21 protein-coding genes, 1 tRNA gene and 1 CRISPR repeat array are annotated in these 22,726 nt (G+C 52.7%); of the genes, 12 read left to right on the top strand and 10 right to left on the bottom strand.

What is annotated here, in order from left to right; translation table 11 throughout:
* Nucleotides 1-66: 66 nt before the first annotated feature.
* A tRNA-Ala gene (locus CULFRC11_RS08720) sits at nt 67-139 on the top strand.
* Nucleotides 140-263: 124 nt separating this feature from the next.
* On the opposite strand, the gene CULFRC11_RS08715 is transcribed toward CULFRC11_RS08720, so the two are convergent.
* The 4 genes from CULFRC11_RS08715 to CULFRC11_RS11385 all read right to left on the bottom strand — a co-directional run bounded on the left by CULFRC11_RS08715 (nt 264) and on the right by CULFRC11_RS11385 (nt 3,800).
* Nucleotides 264-2,105 carry a heavy metal translocating P-type ATPase gene (locus CULFRC11_RS08715; protein WP_023636182.1) on the bottom strand — a complete coding sequence of 614 codons (1,842 nt, stop codon included), beginning with the start codon at nt 2,103-2,105 and terminating at the stop codon, nt 264-266.
* Nucleotides 2,102-2,500 carry an ArsR/SmtB family transcription factor gene (locus CULFRC11_RS08710; protein WP_014526176.1) on the bottom strand — a complete coding sequence of 133 codons (399 nt, stop codon included), beginning with the start codon at nt 2,498-2,500 and terminating at the stop codon, nt 2,102-2,104. Before CULFRC11_RS08710 ends, CULFRC11_RS08715 begins: the two co-directional genes overlap by 4 nt.
* A 128-nt stretch (nt 2,501-2,628) precedes the next feature.
* Nucleotides 2,629-3,270, bottom strand: coding sequence for a hypothetical protein (locus CULFRC11_RS08705; protein ID WP_023636181.1), 642 nt, complete (start codon nt 3,268-3,270; stop codon nt 2,629-2,631).
* Nucleotides 3,271-3,368: 98 nt separating this feature from the next.
* The gene (locus tag CULFRC11_RS11385; protein WP_230478288.1) at nt 3,369-3,800 is read right to left on the bottom strand and encodes a hypothetical protein; all 432 of its coding nucleotides are present in this window, start codon (nt 3,798-3,800) and stop codon (nt 3,369-3,371) included.
* 7 nt (nt 3,801-3,807) lie between these two features.
* On the opposite strand from CULFRC11_RS11385, the gene CULFRC11_RS11380 reads away from it, so the two are divergent.
* From CULFRC11_RS11380 to CULFRC11_RS08690, 3 genes are all read left to right on the top strand, one after another.
* Nucleotides 3,808-4,122, top strand: coding sequence for a hypothetical protein (locus tag CULFRC11_RS11380; RefSeq protein ID WP_230478287.1), 315 nt, complete (start codon nt 3,808-3,810; stop codon nt 4,120-4,122).
* A 335-nt stretch (nt 4,123-4,457) separates the two neighbouring features.
* A complete protein-coding gene (locus CULFRC11_RS08695) occupies nt 4,458-4,859 on the top strand; it encodes a hypothetical protein (protein WP_023636178.1) in 402 nt (133 codons plus the stop codon).
* A gap of 87 nt (nt 4,860-4,946) precedes the next feature.
* Entirely contained in the window at nt 4,947-5,381 is a 435-nt protein-coding gene (locus CULFRC11_RS08690; protein ID WP_013912199.1) for a pyridoxamine 5'-phosphate oxidase family protein, read from the top strand.
* Between the two features lie 11 nt (nt 5,382-5,392).
* On the opposite strand, the gene nadE is transcribed toward CULFRC11_RS08690, so the two are convergent.
* A complete protein-coding gene (nadE, locus tag CULFRC11_RS08685; RefSeq protein ID WP_023636176.1) occupies nt 5,393-6,223 on the bottom strand; it encodes an NAD(+) synthase in 831 nt (276 codons plus the stop codon).
* 235 nt (nt 6,224-6,458) lie between these two features.
* Between nadE and ykgO the strand changes: the two genes are divergently transcribed.
* The 4 genes from ykgO to nrdE all read left to right on the top strand — a co-directional run bounded on the left by ykgO (nt 6,459) and on the right by nrdE (nt 10,163).
* Nucleotides 6,459-6,581, top strand: a complete 123-nt coding sequence (ykgO, locus tag CULFRC11_RS08680; RefSeq protein WP_003852698.1) for a type B 50S ribosomal protein L36 — start codon at nt 6,459-6,461, stop codon at nt 6,579-6,581.
* Nucleotides 6,582-7,055: 474 nt separating this feature from the next.
* Complete coding sequence (gene nrdH, locus CULFRC11_RS08675) at nt 7,056-7,289, top strand: glutaredoxin-like protein NrdH (protein ID WP_013242528.1); 234 nt, start codon at nt 7,056-7,058, stop codon at nt 7,287-7,289.
* A 126-nt stretch (nt 7,290-7,415) separates the two neighbouring features.
* Complete coding sequence (nrdI, locus tag CULFRC11_RS08670) at nt 7,416-7,853, top strand: class Ib ribonucleoside-diphosphate reductase assembly flavoprotein NrdI (protein WP_023636175.1); 438 nt, start codon at nt 7,416-7,418, stop codon at nt 7,851-7,853.
* A gap of 150 nt (nt 7,854-8,003) precedes the next feature.
* Nucleotides 8,004-10,163 (top strand): class 1b ribonucleoside-diphosphate reductase subunit alpha, encoded by a 2,160-nt coding sequence (gene nrdE / locus CULFRC11_RS08665; RefSeq protein WP_038620773.1) that lies wholly within the window; start codon nt 8,004-8,006, stop codon nt 10,161-10,163.
* 69 nt (nt 10,164-10,232) lie between these two features.
* Here nrdE and CULFRC11_RS08660 read toward each other — a convergent pair whose 3' ends face one another.
* Nucleotides 10,233-10,718 carry a ferritin gene (locus tag CULFRC11_RS08660; RefSeq protein ID WP_014836727.1) on the bottom strand — a complete coding sequence of 162 codons (486 nt, stop codon included), beginning with the start codon at nt 10,716-10,718 and terminating at the stop codon, nt 10,233-10,235.
* Nucleotides 10,719-11,156: 438 nt separating this feature from the next.
* On the opposite strand from CULFRC11_RS08660, the gene nrdF reads away from it, so the two are divergent.
* Nucleotides 11,157-12,143, top strand: a complete 987-nt coding sequence (nrdF, locus tag CULFRC11_RS08655; RefSeq protein WP_023636173.1) for a class 1b ribonucleoside-diphosphate reductase subunit beta — start codon at nt 11,157-11,159, stop codon at nt 12,141-12,143.
* A gap of 465 nt (nt 12,144-12,608) precedes the next feature.
* Entirely contained in the window at nt 12,609-14,330 is a 1,722-nt protein-coding gene (gene ctaD / locus CULFRC11_RS08650) for an aa3-type cytochrome oxidase subunit I (protein WP_013912192.1), read from the top strand.
* Between the two features lie 142 nt (nt 14,331-14,472).
* Here the strand turns inward: ctaD and CULFRC11_RS08645 are convergent, their stop codons facing one another.
* A complete protein-coding gene (locus CULFRC11_RS08645) occupies nt 14,473-14,817 on the bottom strand; it encodes a hypothetical protein (RefSeq protein WP_023636172.1) in 345 nt (114 codons plus the stop codon).
* 624 nt (nt 14,818-15,441) lie between these two features.
* On the opposite strand from CULFRC11_RS08645, the gene CULFRC11_RS11280 reads away from it, so the two are divergent.
* Nucleotides 15,442-15,597 carry a hypothetical protein gene (locus CULFRC11_RS11280; protein WP_155245800.1) on the top strand — a complete coding sequence of 52 codons (156 nt, stop codon included), beginning with the start codon at nt 15,442-15,444 and terminating at the stop codon, nt 15,595-15,597.
* A 390-nt stretch (nt 15,598-15,987) separates the two neighbouring features.
* On the opposite strand, the gene CULFRC11_RS10925 is transcribed toward CULFRC11_RS11280, so the two are convergent.
* On the bottom strand, nt 15,988-16,485 hold the full coding sequence (locus tag CULFRC11_RS10925; RefSeq protein WP_023636170.1) for a helix-turn-helix domain-containing protein: 498 nt from the start codon (nt 16,483-16,485) through the stop codon (nt 15,988-15,990).
* Between the two features lie 53 nt (nt 16,486-16,538).
* Nucleotides 16,539-18,641: direct repeats of the CRISPR family, unit length 29 nt; unit sequence GGAACTACCTCCGCATACGCGGAGAAAAG.
* Between the two features lie 308 nt (nt 18,642-18,949).
* Here CULFRC11_RS10925 and serB point away from each other — a divergent pair.
* The gene (serB, locus tag CULFRC11_RS08630; protein WP_023636169.1) at nt 18,950-20,227 is read left to right on the top strand and encodes a phosphoserine phosphatase SerB; all 1,278 of its coding nucleotides are present in this window, start codon (nt 18,950-18,952) and stop codon (nt 20,225-20,227) included.
* Nucleotides 20,228-20,229: 2 nt separating this feature from the next.
* Here serB and CULFRC11_RS08625 read toward each other — a convergent pair whose 3' ends face one another.
* Together CULFRC11_RS08625 and CULFRC11_RS08620 are read right to left on the bottom strand one after the other, a co-directional pair.
* Nucleotides 20,230-20,724: a GNAT family N-acetyltransferase gene (locus CULFRC11_RS08625; RefSeq protein WP_023636168.1), complete on the bottom strand. Its 495-nt coding sequence runs from the start codon at nt 20,722-20,724 to the stop codon at nt 20,230-20,232.
* A 21-nt stretch (nt 20,725-20,745) separates the two neighbouring features.
* The gene (locus tag CULFRC11_RS08620; protein WP_023636167.1) at nt 20,746-22,710 is read right to left on the bottom strand and encodes an ATP-dependent DNA helicase; all 1,965 of its coding nucleotides are present in this window, start codon (nt 22,708-22,710) and stop codon (nt 20,746-20,748) included.
* Nucleotides 22,711-22,726: the final 16 nt, after the last annotated feature.

Here is a 22,726-nt window from a genome sequence, read left to right as displayed (position 1 = left end):
TAAATCCATCATCGATGACTACCATCTTGAACAGAAGAACGACGCGTACGCGCGAAGTTCACATCTGGGGCTATGGCGCAGCTGGTAGCGCACCACACTGGCAGTGTGGGGGTCACGGGTTCGAATCCCGTTAGCTCCACAGAAAGCAATTCCCCCGGTAGTTATCTACCGGGGGTTTGTTGTATCTAACTGTAAAAATGCAGAATCCAGCATGGCTGCGATATCCTGCATAGCCCAACCACAGGCGCCTGGCCTGCAGCTCCCTAGCGCCGCCGTGGGATGAGCCGAGCGGAGTTGAGGATAAAAGCGGTTTCTGAACCTACATGGATGAACGCCGCAAACACAGGGGAGAGCAACCCATACGCGGCAAGGACCATGCCAAGGATGTCGATGGCAACGGTGCCGATGAAGTTGAACATGATGATTTTTCGGGCACGTTTGGCCACGTGGACAGTGTGTGCAAGATCGTTGAGGTCAGAGCTGATAAGGACTACGTCTGAGCTTTCTTGAGCGATATCTGTGCCTGAGCCCATGGCGATCCCCACGGTGGCATGCGCTAGAGCGGGGGCGTCGTTGACTCCGTCGCCGATCATTGCAATCGTGCGTCCGGCGGTGCGTTGTGCGTCGATAATGGCGAGTTTGTCGTCGGGGAGCAACCCTGCGTGGACTTCGTCGATACCTAGCTCGGTTGCGACGGCCCGTGCCGTAGCCTCCTGGTCGCCGGTGAGCATCATGGTTCGCAGCCCGAGTTTCTTCAGGCCTGCAATAGCGGATTTCGCGGAATCACGGATGGCATCAGCTAAGAGAATCGTGCCTGCATAGTGTCCGTCGATGCTGATGTGGACGGCAGTAGCGGTACCGTGGGCATCAACCGTATCCGGCGCACCTGATACCAGGGAACGGTTGCCTGCGCGCACCGTTTTACCTGCGATTGTGACCGTCACGCCCTGCCCTGGTTGATAAACAAAATCTTCAGCCTGGCCGATAGGAAGCCCCTGCGCGTGAACATATGCGACGACAGCTTGCCCTAGCGGGTGTTCGGAATAAGCTTCGGCGGTTCCTGCCAGCGTAAGTAGCTCTTCGCGGTCAATGCTTGACGACGGCACCACCTCCACGACCGTAGGCACGCCGGTAGTAAGCGTTCCTGTTTTATCGAACACAATCGTATCCACGCTAGAAAGCGCTTCAAGATGGGCGCCGTCCTTGATAAACGCTCCATTTCTGGCGATTCGGGCGATGGCCGCTAAAACTGCGAGCGGTGTGCCAGCCGCGATTCCACAAGCACCAGCGACAACAACCACGGCAATTGTGGCCTTGAGATCGTGGGTAATCAGGTAGGTGATCACGGCGCTGGACAAGGCGAGATACACCAGCCATGCTGCGAGTTTATCGGCAAGACGCTGTGCTGGTGGTTCTGTGGATTGTGCTTGTTCCACTGCCGCGATGATTCGTCCGTAGGAGGACTCTGTGCCGACTCGTTGCGCACGAATTTCGACCACGCCGACCTGGTTGATTGATCCGGCAAACACGTCATCGCCGACCGTAATATCCACGGGCAAAGGTTCTCCGGTAATGCGCGATTGGTCGGCACTTGATTCGCCGGAAATGACGATCCCATCAACCGGTATGCGTCCACCCGGAGAGACGATGACGGTGTCTCCCGCGACAACCTCATGCAAGGGCACCAGGGTGGTCTCATGGTCGCGTCGGACCTGCACGGTCTCGGGGAGGAACGTCATCAGGTCGGTCAAGGCCTCACGACCGCGATCCAGCGAAAGATCTTCTAATATCTCTGCAGCCAGCGCGAAAGCGGTGATCACCAAAGACGTTATCCACTCACCGATGGCTGCGGAGGCGACAATTGCGATGAACATGGACAGCTCCATGCTCATCTTCCTGTGACGCAAGTCATCAAAGGCTTCGAGCGCGATTGGCCAGCAGCCCACCATCAGGCCAAGAACCGCGATGGCCGGCAGCGTTGGCCACGGCCACGTCAATCCTAGAGCGAGGGCTACCGCGCAGAGTGCGACGAATAGGGTGCGCGCGAGGTCTTCACGGTCGATGCGTCGCCACAAGCTACGCATGTCTGTTGATGAGGCACTCATTGTGTAGCGCCAGAAGTCTCGGCATCGGCAGTAATAGAACCGTCAGGATTGCGATGGTGCGTCGGTGCAGAGCCCGCCACATGCTGCTGAGCATGGAACACGGCGTGCGTGACGAGCTCGCGGGCGTGATCGTCGATAAGCCGATAAAAGACTCGATTGCCATCTTGGCGAGCCTCGACGATCTTTCCCCAGCGCAGTTTTGCTAGATGCTGCGAGGTAGTCGTAGGGGATTTGCTGATTTCTTCTGCGAGCTCATTGACGGATTTTTCCGTGTCGCGCAAAGCCAGGATGATGCGCACGCGTGTGGCATCCGAGAGCAGTGTGAACACCTCGGCGGCGAAGTTAGCGTATTGACTCTCTGGGTTGAATGTACATTTCTTAGTATCTTCACGCATGCTTAGATACTAAGGTTTGAGGATGGGCGTGGCAACCCTGTTGGGTCTGTTTGCAGGCTGAATATAAAAAGAAGTCACCCCACCCAGGGGTTGAGCCTGGCTAGAGCGACTGTATGAGCTAACGGCGGTTAGCGGAAGAGCTGCGGTAGCTGGTCCTTGAAGAAGAACCAGATAGCTCCGGCAGCTGCGCCGATGATGGCAAGTGCACCTGCTACCCACGGTGCGTAGGTGCGGAAGGGGGATTTGAGGTTTTGTGTGTGCTCGAAGTGAACGGTGCAGATCGTTTCGCTAGCGTCTCCCTTGCTAATCGGGAAAGCAAGCTTTTTAGTGACTTCTTGTTTTTGAATATCCTCTTCGGTCACTGTGTATGTGTAGCGAATCGATGCGAAATCGTTTTGGTTTAGGTATTTTCCGTTTCCGTCATTAGTTATTGGCTTTATGTCAATTTTCTTCGTCGTGTCAGGAACACCATCAATCTTGGGGTTTTCGTGGACTGCAACTCCGATTTTGGTCTTTCCTTCCTCGAAGAAGGTGTTGGTAATCGTCATTACGTAGCCGATGGTGTCACCTACCTCTGCGTGCTTAGCGAAGCCCCAGGATGTTTCTACTGGTAGTAGTACATGGTTGACTTCATCGCACTGTCCTTCGACTCTGCTTGTTGCACCTGCTACTGGTGCAGCGACCAACGTCGATGCTGCGGTGGCCAGTGTGCAGGTTAACGCGATTGCTGTTCTCTTGGCGCTGGTTTTGGGCGAGGCAGTGAACTTCATGGTTTCCTTTCGTGGGAGGGTGAGGGAGAGGATGGGGCTTAATCCCGTAGGTTTCGCGACTTATTGAAGATGAGAAGCGGAACTTAAAAACTTTTGAATTAGCGGAAAAGATGATTTTTTAGAAAGAGAAGCACTCCGCTTACCAGGGCTGCGATAGCCCCTAAGCCTCCTGCCAGCCAAGGCCAGTGTTTTTGAATGAAGCCTGATGCTGGTGACCATGTGTGTGTATGCGTAACGAGATTTGAACAGACCGCCTGGGATGAAGGTCCTTTGCTTACTGGAAATTCGAACCTTTTGACAATCTGTTTTTCCTGCAGATCGCTTTCCTGCACTATGTGTTCATGGGGATAGAAAGCCTGCTCGCCCACCCTTAAAATATGTGCATCTTTGGGGTTCGGCCACGTAAATTTTCCGGCGCGGTTTTTGTCTTCTTTGCCATCGATGATGGTGTCTGTCAGGATCGATAGCCCTAACTCTCTAGGTTCTCCGTTGGGTTCATGGGTGAAACCTGTATTTTTTATGGACAGCATGTAGGAGATGGTGTCGCCGACTGAAGGGGCACGTCTAGCAGCACTGCTGGTCTGGGAAGAGTCTTCTTCCCATGAGGGCTTAACAGAGAGGATTTGGACTTCCACCCCTTGGCATTCTGTAGGGAAAACTCTGTCCGATGCACTTGCTATAGGCGCCGCAACGAGGGTGGATGCTGCTGTGGCAAGCGCGCAAGTTAACGCAATCGCTGTTCGCTTGGTGCCGGTTGTGGATGAGACAGTGAACTTCATGGTTTCCTTTCGCGGAGTGTCGGGGTGTTGGGACGGTCGGGACTTTGCATCTTTTGCAAAGATTCCCCTTTGAATATTGTTGACACGTCTTTAATAAAAATTAAGCTTAATCATGCGAGTGTATTTGTCCACATTGGGAAGCGTCCATTCTTTACGTGCTGGTAGATATGTCTTCAAGGGGGAGCGTGTGGGGGCAGTGGTTATCGGTTTTGGCTATATCTTTATCCGCTACTTAAAGGTGTTAAATATCACGTTAAGGTTTGCATTGATGAAACTTCTTATTATTGAAACCGTGTTGTGTGTCTCTGTTTTTTGAAGATGTTTCACGTGAAAACGTAATTAAAGGCGTGAAACCATCGCGATTTTCAGAAGCCCTGTCTTTCTTACAGGTATGCGACAATAAACTGCATGCACGGTGAGAAAAATATGTCGCGGGAGGGCGTCGAAAAGCTAACAAAATTGCTTGCCTCCGGTGAAGCGTTGCGCTGGATACGTGAGTTTGAGGTTTATCGTTCAGATTTGGCAAAGGTGGGGGAACAAGACCGACCGGATAAAAGAACGACTGTTTTTGTGGATGCTGCGGACCTAGTGTGGGCATGGATCTCAGAGCCGGGGGATAAGGGGTTTCGGAGCTATGCTGAAGAATTGATTTCTTGCGAGTTGGCTGGGGAAAACCCGGATTGTGCTGAACTGGCAGCCTTTTGGCCTGGCTCGGAGATGGCTGTCTTGTCTCAGGTAGTGGAGCAATGGGAGTTTAGCCACCCGCCATTTGTGAAGTTGGTTGATGATGACGGCGGTATTGCTCGTTGAGGTTAACCTACCCCTAGATGTGACAAATATAATTCCAGTTTGGTAAAGGCCGCGCTTTTTTGGTGTGCTGCTGGGAACATGGGTGGCATGGATAACAATTATGAGGCAATCAGGGTATTAGGGCAGGACGAGATTGTAGAAAAACTCCGCGGCGAACCCGTTGGTCGGATCGTTGTCCGGCGTAAAGATGATATGGATATCTTCCCGGTGAACTATGTCATTGACACCTCACAGGGGGAACCGCGTATTTATTTACGTACAGCGGAGGGTACAAAGCTGTTTACGGTGAATTTAAACCCCCAGGTGCTCTTTGAAGTTGATCACTTTAATGAGGAATCCGGCTGGTCAGTGGTGGTCCGTGGCACTGCGCATGTGGTGAAAGATACCGCTGAAATTCAGCATGCAGAGACGCTTAATCTGCGCCCATGGCTGCCAACATTAAAGTACAACTTCGTCTGCATCCCCTGCATGGAGTTATCTGGGCGCGCGTTCGTCTTCGGAGAAGAGCCGGAGCGTTACTAGAGGCAGCGAGCTTATCGACGCCACCACGTGTCGCCTGGTTCCACAGGTAGATGACGCTTATGCTCGCTGACATTCCATAAGTGCTCGATGCGGGCGCTAGCTTCCTTAGAAACTTCGTCGGTGCCTTCGATGTAGGCATCAATGTCGGAATACGTGACGCCGAGGGCGGTCTCGTCAGGAAGCGCAGGGCGATCTTCTTCCAGGTCTGCAGTGGGGACTTTAAGCCACGTGGAATCTGGAGCGTTAAGGGCTTGTAAAAGCTGTGCACCTTGGCGCTTGGATAGTCCTGCGAGTGGGAGGATGTCGGCTGCGCCGTCGCCAAACTTGGTAAAGAAGCCAGTGACGTTTTCGGCTGCATGATCAGTGCCGATAACCAGAAGTCCTTTCTCACCGGCCAAAGCGTACTGCGCGATCATCCTCTGGCGTGCTTTAACGTTTCCTTTATTAAAGTCGCCGAGTTCTTTTAACCCCAGGGCTTGCGCGACATCTGCTGCACAGGCGTCTGTGGCTGGCTTGATATTAATGGTGACGCTGTGATCTGGCTGGATAAAAGCAAGGGCAGTTTGGGCGTCAGCTTCGTCTGTTTGAACACCATAAGGCAACCGGATGGCCCAAAAATCTGCGGGATGTCCTTCTTTGCGTAGTTTCTCTACTGCTAGTTGGGCTAGGCGTCCCGCCAACGTTGAGTCCTGTCCACCTGAAATACCGAGGGCGAAACCCTTTGCGCCAGAGGCGGCAAGGTAGTGGGCGAGGAAGTCGACGCGTTTCGCGATTTCTTCAGAAGGATTGATGATTGGCTGGGTCCGAAGCCGGTGTTTAATAGTGCTGCGTAGTGTGTCCATGGTGCCATCTTAGTTTTTCTCCCAACGAGTGCTGCGGGGTGTAGAAAAATAAGGTGGGATCAGCGGGTCGGGGGATGCTGATCGCTAGGGTTTGGTATTTGAGTGCTTGGTAAGATAACATCATCCCTCGTGTCATGGCAGGTTTTCCGCCTATGTGTAAGCATATGAGTGGAGAAATGCCCAAATAACCGTGAAGCCTCTCTATGGCTTTTCTTGGAGAAGAAAGGAGCGCCCGATGAAGGTCCGCAAGTCCCTTCGGTCGCTGAAGAACAAGCCGGGCGCTCAGGTTGTCCGTCGCCGCGGCAAAGTTTACGTGATCAATAAGAAGGATCCTCGTTTCAAGGCTCGCCAGGGCTAGGATATTTTTTGCAAACGACCACCTCTCGGGGTGGTCGTTTTTGTTATGTCTAGGGAGTGAGTGAGTGGGGTATGGCCCCCGCTCTTTATAACTTTTCTATAACGAAAAATTTTTAACATGGAGGTGAGCTGGCCTTATGTCGACCGGGATTGGTTCTGTTGCGGCTTGTGGGCGAGAGGGTGGCGGTGTTATTCGCTAGATGTAGTGGCGGGGGTAAATGCCGTACTGGGAATTCCCTCAATGTAACTACTATATATTGTGCCTGTTGCGCATTTTAACCACTAAGTATAGTGTCTTCTTGTGTCGCCGGAATGGCTCGGAGAACAGCGGAAATGAAGAATTTCCGCCCGTATCCCCTCTGCTGTGGTGCTGCTGCAAAAGAGCGCCGCATGTTCTCCGGGGAACAACATACGTTGTTAACTATGTCGTTTCGGTACTAGGGACCGTTTGCTCAAGATTTAGGAATTGTGCGCCATGTCGATCACCGTCTACACCAAGCCAGCTTGCGTTCAATGCAACGCCACTAAAAAAGCCCTCGATCGTGCAGGTCTTGATTACACGCTCGTAGATATCAGCATCGACGATGAAGCTCGTGATTACGTGATGGCTCTGGGATATCTTCAGGCTCCTGTTGTTGAGGTAAATGGTGAGCACTGGTCAGGATTCCGCCCCGAGCGCATCAGCTCGCTGGTGGCGCAGGTTGCCTAATGACTTTGTCTTCTGAGCGCCGTGATGGGGCCAGGGACTTCTAGGAAAGCCCGAGTGAGACAATAGGTCTTGCTTGGGCTTTTATACATAAGAGCCAGGACTCGATGTTTAGGAAGGTAGCCGGAGATGCTCGTCGTCTATTTTTCTTCCGCAACGGAGAACACTAAGAGGTTTGTTCGCAAACTAGGTTTTCCTGCCAAGCGAATTCCATTGCATAAGTCTTCCCCTGAACTGGTTGTGGACGAACCCTATGTATTGGTGTGCCCCACGTATGGCGGGGGAGCGTCGATAAGCGGTGGCAATACTAGGCCGGTGCCTGCGCAGGTGATCCGCTTCCTTAACAACGAGCACAATAGAGGACTGCTGCGCGCGGTTATTGCGGGAGGTAACTCTAACTTTGGTCTTGACTTTGGCAAAGCCGGAGACATGATCGCAGCTAAATGCCAGGTGCCTTATGTTTACAGGTTTGAGCTTTTGGGCACAGATGAAGACGTTCGACTAGTTCGTGATGGCTTGCTTAGCAATGCGGCTGCGCTGGGCCTTCTCCCTGAACCGGTAGCGTAAAAACAAGGGACTGCTGGCTTCCGTAGAATCGTGGGGCCTTGCTGTTTAATACTCGCCTTCTCCGTGAGCGTTGACTCCGAGAAGAGTCTAATTTCATAACATTTTCTGTATCCGCACATCACCATTATTTGAAAAGGTAAAGGTTTCTTCGTGTCGCAATCTTTGGGAAAACACGTTGCTGAGCCGGTGTCTCGCACCGAACAACTCGACTACCACGCGCTTAACGCGCTACTCAATCTTTATAACGCGGATGGAAAGATCCAGTTTGATAAGGATCGCGAAGCTGCAAATCAATTCTTCTTGCAGCATGTTAACCAGAACACCGTCTTCTTCCACGATCTTGAGGAAAAGATTGAGTACTTGGTTGAGAACAACTACTACGAGCCTGAAATCATTCAGCAGTACGAGTTCGCGTTTATCAAGGACCTCTTCAAACAGGCGTATGCCCACAAGTTCCGTTTCAAGTCATTCCTTGGGGCGTATAAGTACTACACCTCTTACACGCTCAAAACTTTCGACGGGCGCCGCTACCTTGAGCGCTTTGAGGATCGCGTATGCATGGTCGCGCTAACGCTTGCCGATGGCGACCAGGACCTCGCCCGTAACCTCGTTGATGAGATCATGACTGGCCGATTCCAGCCAGCTACCCCTACCTTCCTCAACTCTGGTAAAGCACAGCGCGGCGAGCCCGTGTCCTGCTTCCTTTTGCGTATTGAGGACAACATGGAGTCCATCGGGCGTTCCATCAACTCCGCACTACAGTTGTCCAAGCGCGGCGGCGGTGTTGCCTTGCTTCTGAGTAATCTACGTGAGGCTGGTGCGCCGATTAAGAAGATTGAGAACCAGTCTTCCGGTGTTATCCCCGTGATGAAGCTGCTTGAGGATTCTTTCTCCTACGCAAACCAGCTGGGCGCGCGTCAGGGCGCAGGTGCCGTGTACCTTAATGCACACCACCCCGACATCCTTAACTTCCTGGACACCAAGCGCGAAAACGCAGATGAAAAGATCCGCATCAAGACGCTTTCCTTGGGTGTTGTAATTCCAGACATCACCTTTGAGCTGGCTAAGCGTAACGACGACATGTACCTGTTTAGTCCCTACGATGTTGAGCGGGTCTACGGTAAAGCCTTTGCCGATATCTCTGTGAGCGAGCATTACGCTGAGATGGTGGAAGACCCACGGATTCGTAAGAGCAAGATCAACGCTCGTGAGTTCTTCCAGACCATCGCGGAGATTCAGTTTGAATCTGGCTACCCGTACATCATGTTCGAGGACACCGTGAACAAGGCGAACCCCATCGAGGGGCGCGTGAACATGTCCAATCTCTGCTCCGAGATCCTTCAGGTGAACACCCCGTCCCTATTCAACGACGATCTTACGTACGAGGAAGTCGGCGAAGACATTTCTTGTAACCTGGGCTCGCTGAACATTGCGATGACGATGGACTCGCCAGACTTTGCCAAGACCATCGAGACAGCGATCCGCGGACTTACCGCGGTATCGGAGCAGACTGCTATCAACTCGGTCCCGTCGATTCGCAAAGGCAACGACGCAGCGCACGCTATCGGTCTTGGTCAGATGAACCTTCACGGCTACCTTGGTCGCGAGCATATCTACTATGGCTCTGAGGAAGGCCTTGACTTTACCAACGCCTACTTTGCTGCTGTTCTCTACCAGTGCTTGGTGGCCTCGAATAAGTTGGCTCGTGAACGTGGACGTACTTTTGCCGGCTTTGAGACCTCAAAGTATGCGACTGGCGAGTACTTTGATGACTTTGATCCCGCAGATTTTGCGCCTAAGACCGAAAAGGTAGCAAAGATTTTTGCGGACTCCTCGATCTATACGCCAACGGCCGCCGATTGGGCAGATCTTAAGGACGCCGTGGCCGCTCATGGCCTCTATAACCGCTACCTTCAGGCGGTGCCGCCGACGGGATCGATTTCCTATATCAACCACTCAACCTCTTCTATTCACCCAATCGCATCCAAGATTGAGATCAGGAAAGAGGGCAAGATCGGTCGTGTTTATTATCCAGCACCCCACATGGATAACGAGAACCTCGACTATTTTGCAGATGCTTATGAGATCGGCTTTGAAAAGGTTATTGACACGTATGCCGTAGCGACGAAGTACGTGGATCAGGGGTTGTCGTTGACATTGTTCTTCAAGGACAGCGCGACTACCCGTGACATTAACCGTGCACAGATTTATGCCTGGAGAAAGGGCATTAAGACCTTGTACTACATCCGTCTGCGTCAGGTTGCGCTGATGGGAACTGAAGTAGAGGGCTGCGTCAGCTGCATGCTCTAAACAAAAGGGGATGGCCCACCGCGAAAGCGGTGGGCCATCCCCTTTTTCCCTCAGCGTGTGCTGGGCGGTTTAGCGCGCGGCGAGTTCGGCGTCGATACGCAAGATTCCGGAGCCGGTATCGGCGATACGCAGGCGGTCCAGGATCTCCTTGACGGTTGCTTCTTCTTCAATCTGCTCTTCGAGGAAGCGATCGATAAGTGGGCGTGAATCGTAATCCTTGACGGAATCGGCGATTTCTGCGAGTTCACGGATCATAGCGGTGACCTTCTGCTCGTGTGCGAGGGAAGCCTCGAATGCTTCGATTGCAGAATTTGCATCGAGCTTCGGCGGTGCAATATCGCCGATCTGAGGGCGGTAGTCGCGATCAAGAAGGTGCTTAGAGAACTGAGCTGCATGATCGAGCTCTTCCTTGTGCTGAGCCTGCATCCAGTTGCGCATTCCGGTGAGGGAAAGATCATCCAGGATGTAGGAAAGCTGAAGATAAACCATGGAAGCTTCGAGTTCAGCGGTGATCTGGTTGTTAAGGGCTGCTGCTAGTTTTTCATTGATACTCATGAAAGCGATACTAAGTAGCAATAACGGATATGTCACCTTAAGTTAGCCCAGCATAACAGGGGTTTTTGTTATTGGGTTGCCTAACTTAATGGTGGGGTTTGCGGTGGTTGGCGCGGTGGTACTGAAAGTGAAATGAAAAGCTAGAAGGTGGTAAAGGCCACATTTTTTGAGTGGGTGGCGTGCGTGTGTGCTCAGGTTGAACTTAGGTTATGCCATCCTACGGGTCTGGCATGTGATGTGATGAAGATAACATTAAGGTGGTGTTGGTTGAAGGGGTGAGGAGCCTTATAGCCTCTTCTGGAGTTGTTGTGGGGTAGAGTCGACGGGTAATAAGCTGCCCCGGGGCTATGTATAAGGCTGACCGTTGCGCGTCGAAAAGCGGCATGCTTTTGACTGCTGGGTAGGGCAGGGAAAATTCCGAAGTAGGAAGGTGAAACGGTGGAGTCTTACGGTTCTTATCTCGAATCACATAAAAAACCGGTCTCTGCTATTAACTGGAATAGCATTCCTGATGAAAAAGATCTTGAGGTGTGGGATCGCCTGACCGGCAACTTCTGGCTCCCTGAAAAAGTCCCAGTCTCCAACGACTTGAAGAGCTGGGGAACGCTCAATGATCTGGAAAAGACCACGACCATGCGGGTCTTTACCGGGCTGACCATGCTGGACACCATCCAGGGAACGGTTGGTGCCGTGTCAATGATTCCTGATGCGATCACCCCGCATGAAGAGGCTGTGTATACCAATATTGCCTTCATGGAAAGCGTGCATGCCAAGTCTTATTCCAATATCTTTATGACGCTTGCCTCTACCAAGGAGATCAACGAGGCGTTCCGGTGGTCGGAAGAGAATGAGAACCTTCAGAAAAAGGCCAAGATCGTTCTTTCCTACTATGAAGGCGCTGACCCGTTGAAGCGGAAAGTGGCCTCAACACTTCTGGAATCATTCCTCTTCTATTCTGGCTTCTATCTGCCTATGTATTGGTCGAGCCATGCCAAGCTGACTAATACGGCGGACATTATCCGGCTGATTATTCGTGACGAGGCCGTGCATGGTTATTACATTGGCTATAAATATCAGCAGGCGGTGCGGCAGCAAACGCCAGAGCGTCAGGCGGAATTGAAGGAATATACATTTGACCTTCTTTATGACCTCTATGATAACGAGATCCAGTACACGGAAGATCTTTACGACGATCTGGGTTGGACTGAAGACGTAAAGCGCTTCTTGCGGTATAACGCCAACAAAGCACTTAACAACTTGGGGTACGAGGGCTTGTTCCCGGCTGATGAATGCAAAGTTTCGCCGGCAATCCTCTCTGCACTGTCGCCTAACGCTGACGAGAATCATGATTTCTTCTCCGGCTCTGGTTCTTCTTATGTGATTGGTAAGGCTGAAAACACTACGGATGATGACTGGGACTTCTAATAGGAAGTGCTAGGAACGGCCGTGTAAACCGCCGCACAAATTCTTCTTGTGCGGCGGTTTTGCTTATTTTTGAGGTGGGCGAGACTGTGGTGAGCGTGGGGCTGAAGGTGAAGGTCTTGAAGTGGGAAAAGTGAACTAACGTCCCTTTCATCCTTTGGATTGATAACCGCTGGGGGTGGGGTAGGGGCGCTTTGTGGGGGTGGCGTATAAAAACGCACCCTTTTTACTGTGTGGCGCGTATCACTGGAACTATCTGGAAAATGCTGTACTTTTAGCGGAATTGGTTGTCCGGTTGTGTAAAACCCCAGATAGACATTTCGTTTTGCAGGTCATTGCGCATAAACTTAGCTGAATTCCAGCCGGCTGTGGCTGGCTTACGTACTTACGCTGCCATAAGATGGGGCAGTGTAAATTTAGTCGTCTTCGTCACTTGGAGCGAGGCGGCTCACAAGTCAGGAGGATCGTATGACCGCTGTGGCGCCGAGGCTCGAGAATTACTCTGAGCCAACAAGGCCCGCGCCGACCGGCGGTGCCCGTAAGGGTACCCTGGCCTGGAAAATGCTAACCACCACCGATCACAAGCAACTGGGCATCATGTACATCATCATGTCCTTTGTGTTCTTCTTCCTTGGTGGACTTATGGCACTGCTTATTCGTGCGGAGCTTTTCTCCCCAGGACTGCAGTACCTTTCAAACGAACAGTTCAACCAGCTCTTCACGATGCACGGCACCGTGATGCTGCTTTTGTTTGGTACTCCCATTGTGTGGGGCTTTGCTAACTACATCCTGCCTTTGCAGATTGGTGCCCCGGACGTTGCATTCCCTCGACTCAACGCTTTTGGTTTCTGGGTCACCATGATCGGTGCTGCTGCCATGCTTTCCGGCTTCCTCACCCCTGGCGGTGCTGCGGACTTCGGTTGGACAATGTACCTCCCGCTGGCAGACTCCATTCACTCTCCGGGCATTGGCTCTGACATGTGGATTGTTGGTGTTGGTGCAACTGGTGTGGGAACCATTTCCTCCGCTATCAACATGATCACCACGATCCTATGTATGCGTGCTCCGGGTATGACCATGTTCCGTATGCCAATTTTCTGCTGGAACATCTTCGTGGCGTCTGTCCTGGTTCTCATGATCTTCCCCCTCCTGACTGCTGCAGCTCTGGGCGTGCTTTACGACCGTAAGCTTGGCGGGCACCTCTTCGATCCAGGTAACGGCGGTGCCATCATGTGGCAGCACCTGTTCTGGTTCTTCGGGCACCCTGAGGTTTACGTCCTCGCGCTTCCGTTCTTCGGTATCGTCTCCGAAATCATTCCAGTCTTTGCACGTAAGCCAATGTTCGGTTACATCGGCCTGGTATTTGCAACGCTGTCGATTGGATCGCTGTCCATGGCTGTGTGGGCGCACCACATGTTCGTTACCGGCGCTATCCTGCTTCCGTTCTTCTCCTTTATGACCTTCTTGATCTCGGTTCCTACCGGTGTGAAGTTCTTCAACTGGCTTGGAACAATGTGGAAGGGACATGTCTCCTGGGAGACCCCGATGACATGGACCATGGGCTTCCTGGTGACCTTCCTCTTCGGTGGACTGACCGGCATCATGCTGGCCTCGCCGCCGCTAGACTTCCACATTTCTGATACCTACTTTGTGGTTGCTCACTTCCACTACACCTTGTTCGGTACCGTGGTGTTTGCTTCTTTTGCTGGCGTGTACTTCTGGTTCCCCAAGATGACCGGACGTATGCTCGACGAGCGCCTGGGCAAGATTCACTTCTGGATCACCTTCGTAGGATTCCATGGAACCTTCCTGGTTCAGCACTGGTTGGGCAACGAGGGCATGCCGCGTCGTTACGCTGACTACCTTGATTCTGATGGCTTTACCACTTTGAACCAGATCTCCACGATCTTCTCGTTCCTACTCGGAATGTCTGTTCTACCGTTCATCTGGAACGTCATCAAGTCTTGGCGCTACGGCGAGGTCGTTACCGTGGACGACCCATGGGGTTATGGAAACTCCCTGGAGTGGGCAACTTCTTGCCCGCCACCGCGACACAACTTCACTTCGCTGCCACGTATTCGTTCCGAGCGTCCTGCATTCGAACTCCACTATCCGCACATGGTTGAGCGGATGCGTCGTGAAGCTCACGTGGGGCACCACGCGGAGCCGGTCACCAAGAAGACCAGTTAACGCATAGTAGCGACTGATTACTCTCTGACTTAAGTCGAGGCCTAGAAAGAATCTAGGCCTCGACTTTTTGTTGCGATGTGAACGCCCACGATAGCTCGGGGAATCGTTTGATGGGAGCGGCTAACGGTAGTTTGGGCAATTTCTATGAGCTAGACAGATTGCTCATGAACATAGGAAGGGCTGAGGATAGCTCGAAGTGGAGATGCTTAGGGGGAGATGAAATACACTCTTGAAAGTATTGCTGACTTCGCTCAAGGTAGCGTTTGATTGCATCCTTGGAGTGTCCGTTTTTAGATAGCTGATCGTGTGAGGACTCGGCTTCTTTGAGCTGTTCGGTCCAGGCCTCTACGTCTGCTTGGAGTTCCTGGCATGCAGTGGGTATGGGTTTAGTCTCTGCATGAGCGAGGGTGCTTGTGGACGCGAGGGCGAAAGAGAGTGCAACGGTGGTGGTTATGAGAACGCGAGTGACGGTGGTTTGAAGCTGCATATAACCCTACCTTCCTTCTTTAATGCTAATTAATTGTTAAGTTAATTTATATGAAGTGGTGGGGGCTATCAAGTGTTTTGTGTCTCAAACTTTTCGAGCTGTATAGAGGGCTTCTATCTGTAAGAGCTTTTCGACGGCATCCTCTTTTAGGTAGGTGAAGAAGGAGCATTGAGATAATGGCTGGCTCGTATTGATGCGGCTTTTAGTATCGGCACATGAAGGCATGTAGCTAGTGAGGTGGTGCTACTAGGGGGGGGGTAGCGCACTGAGCATTATGGGTAATGTTGTTCCGGCTCGCTTTTAGTTCCGGTTGTGCGGTTTTGGGTGCTGTGGCTTAATTCTGGCAACGGTTTAGCGCCGAAAGAAGCGGGGGAGCATTTGGTATTTGCATTGTGAATACCTCATGCAGAACCGTTTGCTACATGGAGTTCTAACACTTTATGGTGGCTGGTCATCGTCGAATTAGGCTGGGGTGGCGAATGCCAAACCGCAGGCTCATTCTTGACTACAATGACTACAGGACCAAGAAACAAGAGCTCTGTATTAAAGAAAAGAGAGGACAAGGTTGGGGGTACCTCGTGTCATCACCTACATAGCCGAGACGCTTTCCATTCCTACATGATCATGAAAAACAACATACACTTGGCAATACTGGGATTGCTTGCTGCGTCTGTAGCCCTCGGCGCGCCCCGCGTCATTACCTACGGTCTTGCGGCACTCCTCTTTGTGGTTCTCGCAGTAAAAACATGGTCATTAGCCAAGGCCTGGGCAAAGCAATAAACCCGCATTATCATCGGAGGATATGGTAGACAGTCGACCCCTACTGCAATATGTCCCTTAGATAAACGTATGTCTCTATGGGGTCCGAAGAGGTTAAAGTATGGACGCGCTAGCGACTTCAGTCCTCCGTGTAGAATCACTCTAAATCTAAATGCGACACGCAAAAATAATCCTTGACTGATTGTAGGGTCAGTAATTGATTTTGCTTATCAAGCTCTGCGCTACGGTTTGTGTCCAACATTGTGGTCAAGCTTCTCTTGTATATCATCCGGAACTGCCTCTGTGTGTATGGAGAGAAGTCTGCTAGCTGTCTGCACAGCGGGGATGGGGGAATGATTCCCCATCTCTCAGATGTATCACGCCTGGGAAGTTGATAACTATTTCTTCCATTTATTCCTTCTCTGGAAACTTTTTAGGCAGTTGCCAAATGCGTGCACCTCTTTTCGTGATTCGCACACCGGGCTTCATCTTGATAATGAGGTTCCCGTCTTCTGGAGACCTCGGGACGTACATAAACCCGCCTGTATTCGACAAACCTTTTACAGGTGGGTAGGACTCGTCGTAGTCGATAACTTGATTGAATCGAACAAGTTTTCGATACATGCCGAGCAGTTTAACATAACTTGAACCACGTACCCCCTCTTGTCCCCGTTCCATATAGCGGGCGTGGATTCGTAGCGTTTTATAGATTGTGTTATCGCGGTGCTTATCTTTAACTTTTGGCCAAGGTATGTCATCTTTGATGTATTCCATTTCCCTAGCTTCATGCCCTCCTCTTTTTGCAAGAGTGAAGATGTATTGACGGGTAACCCCGTATTCCCTAGCAATCTGGGATTGGGTCATACCTTCACCTAAAAGCTGCATAACCCGTTCTGGCGTGATAGACATTTATACCTCCGTAGTGGTGGACACAAACTATATATCTAGCAAGTGTCAAGCTATGAACTACCTCCGCATACGCGGAGAAAAGATCGCAAACCGGTAAGCGTCAGCGTGCAAGTCGGAACTACCTCCGCATACGCGGAGAAAAGAGGCGAGGCAAATCAAAACGCGGAATGACTTGGGAACTACCTCCGCATACGCGGAGAAAAGCGACCCATATCAGCTCGATGCTGTTGGCAGCGGGAACTACCTCCGCATACGCGGAGAAAAGAAAACCCACCCACTACATAAGGATAAAGACATGGAACTACCTCCGCATACGCGGAGAAAAGCTGCCACGGCAAAAGATCAATACCGCAAATATGGAACTACCTCCGCATACGCGGAGAAAAGCAACGGCGCCCATCTTTAAGCACCACAGCGGTGGAACTACCTCCGCATACGCGGAGAAAAGAATGAGGCGTCGAGTGCTGCGGCGGATGCTCAGGAACTACCTCCGCATACGCGGAGAAAAGGAGCGAATTCAGGTAATGGGAAGACTTGACGTGGAACTACCTCCGCATACGCGGAGAAAAGCCTCCGCTATCGCGGAGAAGGAGGCCACATCCGGAACTACCTCCGCATACGCGGAGAAAAGAAGCAGCCGACTGGTGGGCATGATGCCTACCCGGAACTACCTCCGCATACGCGGAGAAAAGCCGCTGCGTCCCTTTCCTACGCCTTTGCCGATGGAACTACCTCCGCATACGCGGAGAAAAGCCAACCCCGCCACCCCCGAAAGGCTGACGGGGTGAACTACCTCCGCATACGCGGAGAAAAGTCGGTTGCGAGGTTTCTGCGGTGCGTCCGGTAGGAACTACCTCCGCATACGCGGAGAAAAGCGTACACCTTGAACTTCACGACGTGCACAGACGGAACTACCTCCGCATACGCGGAGAAAAGCTACCCACGCCTTGACATTGCTAGACAAAGTAGGAACTACCTCCGCATACGCGGAGAAAAGCGTACACCTTGAACTTCACGACGTGCACAGACGGAACTACCTCCGCATACGCGGAGAAAAGCTACCCACGCCTTGACATTGCTAGACAAAGTGGGAACTACCTCCGCATACGCGGAGAAAAGATTCATTGCCGAATAGTCCCGGCATTTCTACGGGAACTACCTCCGCATACGCGGAGAAAAGTCGAGTTTCACGGATCCCTGCAGGCCCCACAAGGAACTACCTCCGCATACGCGGAGAAAAGCACTCATTCGATCACCACCTTCACATGGTTAGGGAACTACCTCCGCATACGCGGAGAAAAGTCCCCCGCGTCGCATACAAGGGCAGTGCCCCGGGAACTACCTCCGCATACGCGGAGAAAAGTCTGCAACCCCCACACCCACGCGGTGCTGGGGGGAACTACCTCCGCATACGCGGAGAAAAGATGAAGCCTACGTCAATGGATATGTGGGGGCTGGAACTACCTCCGCATACGCGGAGAAAAGGATGTTAAAAAACCGCTCATAGCTAGGGATCGGGAACTACCTCCGCATACGCGGAGAAAAGTTGCGGAGGCGGCGGGGTTGAGCAGCAGTTTTGGAACTACCTCCGCATACGCGGAGAAAAGAACGTTATTAAAAAATTGCTACAAAACCGCTGGGAACTACCTCCGCATACGCGGAGAAAAGCGTCCTGGCTCGTGGGCTTTTCGAATGTGGTAGGAACTACCTCCGCATACGCGGAGAAAAGATCGCAAACCGGTAAGCGTCAGCGTGCAAGTCGGAACTACCTCCGCATACGCGGAGAAAAGAGGCGAGGCAAATCAAAACGCGGAATGACTTGGGAACTACCTCCGCATACGCGGAGAAAAGCTCGAAGGGGAGCGGTCGAAGCTCGCTGCCGAGGAACTACCTCCGCATACGCGGAGAAAAGGCACATACCACGGCCTAGGGGTTACCCCCGTTGGAACTACCTCCGCATACGCGGAGAAAAGGGTTCGGTAGGGCGGTGATCTTGGCTCGTGATGGAACTACCTCCGCATACGCGGAGAAAAGTTGTATCCTTAGCTTCGAGTGTTATCGCCGCTGGAACTACCTCCGCATACGCGGAGAAAAGCATTACCCGTGAACTGCGCCTCCACAACCGGGGGAACTACCTCCGCATACGCGGAGAAAAGACTAACTTACCTGCGCGTTTACTCGCCAAAGAAGTCAAAAACAGTCCAAACTGCGTCTGGAATCAGCACATTAACTCCATACAATCGGTGAGAAAACTAGCCTCCCTTATTAGACCATGACAAAAGTGGGAAAGACTATTGCATACCCCCGCAATATCCAAGGGAAGGCATAGAACCACAAGGTCGAAAGATAAGGCGATTCGATCCGTAGGAAGAGGATAAAGTGCGCATCCGTTGATGCGGAGCCCGTCATTCCTAAATAGGGGAGTACTGGGAGGAATCGAGGTGCGTCGTGCAACAATAGATCGGTGATTGAACTGGACCAGCCTCAAGTAACTGTTAGCCTTCGCCCAGAGCTGACCCCGGCTGTTATTACTATTTCAGGCCAGGATCGACAGGGAGTGTCGGCAGCAGCTTTCCGTGTGTTAGCTGCCAACGGTGTGCAGATCCTTGATGTTGAGCAGTCGCAGTTTCGAGGGTTTCTGGGGTTGGCGGTGTTCGCGGGAGTAGAGGCCGAGGGTGTGGAGACGCTGGAGGTTGGTCTCAAGGAGACTCTGAAGACGTATGGGCAGAGCGTCAAGATTGAGCTGCAAGAAGTCGCTCAGTCTTCACGCCCGCGTTCTACGCATGAGGTGGTTATTCTTGGGGACCCGGTGGAAGCTCATGATTTGTCGCGCATAGCGCAGACTCTGGCAAATTTTGATGCGAATATCGATACGATCCGTGGCATTTCTGATTATCCGGTTACTGGTCTTGAGTTGAAGATTACTGTCGCTAATCGTGAGCCAGGTGCGGCGATGCCTTTGCGCAAAGCCCTGGCCGAGCTCACTACAGAGCTGGGCGTGGACATCGCGATTGAGCGTGCAGGGCTTTTGCGACGCTCTAAGCGTCTCATTTGTTTCGATTGTGATTCCACGCTCATCACCGGTGAGGTTATTGAGATGCTTGCAGCGCACGCCGGTAGGGAAAAAGAAGTCGCAGAAGTTACAGAACGCGCGATGCGTGGTGAACTGGATTTTGAAGAGTCACTGCGGGAGCGCGTCAAGGCTTTGGCAGGTCTCGACGCTAGCGTCATTGATGAGGTCGCTGATTCCATCGAATTGACGCCGGGGGCAAGAACAACCATCCGGACACTGAAGCGGTTGGGGTACAAGACCGCTGTGGTGTCAGGTGGTTTTATCCAGGTTCTCGAAGGCCTTGCAGAAGACCTTGGGCTGGATTATGTTCGCGCCAACACGCTGGAGATCGTGGACGGGAAACTTACTGGCCGGGTGATCGGGAAGGTTGTCGATAGGGCAGCCAAGGCAGAATTCTTAGAAGAGTTCGCTCGGGAATCTGGTATAGAAATGCATCAGACTGTCGCAGTGGGCGATGGCGCGAATGACATCGACATGATCTCTGCCGCTGGTTTGGGCATTGCTTTTAACGCTAAGCCGGCATTGCGCGAGATTGCCGATACCTCTGTGAACTCCCCATTTTTGGATGAGGTCGTTCACATGCTCGGTATTACAAGGGCTGATATCGACGCCGCAGATGATTCGGACGGAAAGATTCGTAGAGTCCCGCTGCCTCAGCAGAAAAATTAGTACTACGAGCGGTAGTCGTCGGTAAGCAAGGAATAAACTGTGAAGTCATTGTGGAGGCCTTGGTAAAGGAACCCGGCTTTCTCTGCAACACGTTGGCTGGCCTTGTTCTGAGGATCTGTGCGTAGTTCAATGCGGCGGACGCCGAGTGACAATGCATAGTCCACGGCGAGCAGTAACGCTGAGGTCATAAGGCCTTGCCCTCGTGCCCATGGGGCTGTCATGTAGCCCACATCCATGGCATTGTGTTCTCCAACAAGTGGCCGTAATTCAATTTGCCCGCAGAAGCGGTCGCTTGTACGGGTCGTGATCACCCACCGCAGGTTGTCGTGTTCAGTCGTGATGAATTCTTCTGCGTTAGCAAGGGCGTAACCTGCGGGAATCGTCGTGTATTTCTGAGTCAATGGGTCAACACAGGTGGCGGTGAGATCGTGGGCGTCGGAAAGCACCAAAGGTCGTAGCCTTATCGATTCGTTGCGCAGAGTGGGAATGTGCGCCATGGCAAGCCTTCCTAGTTCAAGTTACTTTGCGACGAGGCGGGCGAGAGCGCCGCGCACTACCTGCGGATCGTTGGTACGCCAGAAAGCCGGCAGCGATTTAATAAAGAACGCCCCGTAGCGCTTGGTCACGATCCTACGGTCAAGGATAGCCACGACACCGCGGTCCGTCACTGACCTGAGCAATCGGCCTGCTCCTTGTGCAATGAGGAGCGCCGCATGAGTCGCTGCAACCTCCATGAAGCCATTTCTGCCTTCTGCGTCGGCTGCGTCTTTACGCGCTTGTAGCAGCGGATCGTCCGGCCGGGGGAAAGGAATTCTGTCGATGATGACCAACGAACACGCCTTGCCCGGAACGTCCACGCCCTGCCAAAGACTGAGTGTGCCAAAAAGACAGGTGTTTTCTTGTTTGGAGAACTTTTCGACGAGCGCACCGGTGGTGTCGTCCCCCTGGCAGAGGACGTCGAAAGGTAGGCGGGTGCGCATGGCTTCTGTGGCTTGTTGCGCGGCGCGGCGCGACGAGAATAACCCGAGGGTACGGCCGCCGGCAGCCATGATGAGGTCATATATTTCCTCGATGACCTCGGGGCTTAAGCCATCGCGCCCAGGGTCGGGGAGCGAGTTGGGGGTGTAGAGAATTCCCGACTTGGCTGGGTCGAAGGGGGTTCCTGCGTCAAGGCTGTCCCACGAGCCCTTGGGCAGGCCCCAACTGGCGGCCATCGCGTTAAAATTGCCGCCGATATTGAGCGTGGCAGAGGCTAGTACCACCGTATTCTCGCTAAAAAGACGGGTATGGAGCAGTCCCGCGATGGACAATGGGGCGACTTTGATCATGACGCCGCGGCGGTCGTCGTGAAGCACCCACACAACGTCTTCTTGGCTGGCAGCGTCCTCCTCTTCAAAAACAGAAAGGATGCGGACAACAGAATCGTGCTGGTCACCCAAATGATTTGAGAGAGACATCCGCTCGGCGTGCCGCTCCGGATCGTTTGCTGCTTCTCCTTCTGGCACTCGGGATACGTGTTCCCGAAGAGACCAGATGGCATCGCGGAGGGCGATTGTTTGCTGTTTAAGAGACTCGGGAAGGGACGTGAGCCGGCCTGGCTCCACGGCGAGCATCGCGTCTTCCCATTCTTTGGAGATGTCGATGAGCTTTTGGTCTTTGTCTCCCGCGCCTAGTTTCCCTGCCCGGCGTGAAGACATAGTCAGGGCGGTAACACCAATTTCATTTGTGGCTACAGCCGTGATTCTGCCGTCGAGTTCATGGGCCTCGTCGACGATGACCACCTCATGCTCTGGCAGCACGTTGACGTCGGATAATGCGTCGATGGCTAAGAGCGCGTGATTGGTGACGATCACGTCTACATCATGGGCTTTTTTGCGAGCTATCTCTGCAAAACAATCTTCCCCGTGCGGGCACCGGCTGGCCCCGATGCATTCCTGCGCGCTGACGCTGACCTGTCGCCATGCCAAGTCGGGAACACCGGGGTCAAGGCTATCGCGATCGCCGACTTCGGTCTCATTGGCCCATTCATAAATCCGCGCCACGTGCTTGCCTAGCCAGGAGAGATCTTCCTCGTCGATCAGGGCGTCTTCTGGTTCTTCGGCCGCAGCGATCTTATTCATGCAGACGTAATTCGCGCGGCCTTTCATGATGGCAAAGGTGGGTCGCCTGCTCATGTGTGGTTCGAGGGCGTCCGCAAGCCGAGGAAGATCGCGCTCCACGAGCTGCCTTTGCAGCGCGATCGTGGCGGTAGAAACGATGATCGTGGAGTCAGTAGCCTGTGCGTGGCGCAGTGCAGGCACTAGATAAGCCAAAGACTTACCAGTGCCTGTCCCGGCTTGAACCGCAAGATGGCGTTCTGATTCGAGTGCTTTTGTCACCGCGTTGGCCATGGACACTTGGCCGTTACGACGGCTGCCGCCGAGGGCAGCTACCGCCGCATCCAGTAACTCATCGGTGGATAAAGCAAGGGGCGAATCTGACATAGGACACAGTGTAGAG

The sequence above is a fragment of the Corynebacterium ulcerans genome (genome assembly GCF_000767685.1).
In the GTDB taxonomy this organism is placed as follows: Bacteria; Actinomycetota; Actinomycetes; order Mycobacteriales; family Mycobacteriaceae; genus Corynebacterium; species Corynebacterium ulcerans.
This window is presented reverse-complemented; position numbering and strand designations above follow the sequence as displayed.